The sequence below is a fragment of the Kineococcus glutinatus genome (assembly GCF_039542765.1).
Lineage (GTDB): Bacteria > Actinomycetota > Actinomycetes > Actinomycetales > Kineococcaceae > Kineococcus_A > Kineococcus_A glutinatus.
This window is the reverse complement of record NZ_BAABIL010000488.1, coordinates 1-1076: the sequence shown is the minus strand read 5'-3', so window position 1 is coordinate 1076 and position 1076 is coordinate 1. Positions and strand designations below refer to the sequence as shown.

Genomic DNA, 1076 nt, shown 5'->3' with positions numbered 1-1076 from the left:
CCGCACTCGCGCACCTCTCCCCGTCGGCCCCCACCCGCGCGGAAAGGACCCTTTCCGCGGTCCCGGCCCCCTCCCGGAGCGCGGAAAGGGTCCTTTCCGCGCGGGTGGGGGCGCCGGGCGGGCCCACCCTGCCGGGTCCGGTGGCCGTGCGCAGCCCGGCGGGTCCGGTGGCCGGCGAGTGCGGGACGGGCCCTCCTCGACCACCCTGGTCACCAGGACCCCTCCCACCGGGAGGGGCGTGTGGCCGAGGAGGACGCCGTGGGACTGCTGGACCGGTTGCTGGGACGCTCGCCCAAGCGGAGCACGTCCGCGCACGGCGGCTACGGGGAGCCGCGGTACGACCCGTCCGGCTACCCGCCCCCGCCGCCGGCGCCGGCAGGTCAGCGCGCGCAGACGCCCGACGGGGCGGCGCTCGCCCGCTACCGCTACCTGCTGCGCACCGCGCCGCCGGAGACGATCGAGCGGGCGCACGAGGAGGCGTTCGCGGCGCTGACCCCCGAACAGCGCCGCCAGGTGCTGCAGCAGCTGGCGGCGGAGGTGCCGGCGGGCGAGCAGCGCGGCGACGACCCGCACGCGCTGGCGCGGATGGCCACCCGGGCCGAGGTGCGCCGGCCGGGCACGCTGGAGCGCCTGCTCGGCGCACCGGGTGGCTACGGCGGCGGGTACGGGCCCGGCTACGGCGGCGGGTACGGCCGCGGCGGCGGGTACGGCGGCGGCGGCGGGTACGGGCCGGGTTACGGCGGCGGGTTCGGGCTGGGCGGGGCGGGGATGGGCTTGGGCGGCACCCTGCTGACGAGCGTCGCGGGGGCCTTCGTCGGCACCGCCATCGCCGACGCGCTCATCCCCGACGACTTCGGCAACGACCACTGGGGTGACGACAGCGCGTACGGCGACGAGGCGTACCGCGAGGGCTACCAGGAGGGTTTCGCCGACGGCGACGCCTCCGACGCCGGGGCGGGCGACGGTGGCGACGCGGGCTACGACGGCGCGGGCTACGACGAGGTCGGCTACGGCGAAGGAGGTGGACGAGGTCATCTGCTGGCTCACCGGCTACGACACCGCCGGTCTGGAGCGGG

Annotated in this window: 1 protein-coding gene; it reads left to right on the top strand. The window is 78.2% G+C overall.

Features of this window, described 5'->3' with window-relative positions:
* Positions 1 to 871: 871 nt before the first annotated feature.
* The coding region (locus ABEB16_RS22840; RefSeq protein WP_425560231.1) for a DUF2200 family protein at positions 872 to 1076 on the top strand (205 nt) is incomplete at its 3' end.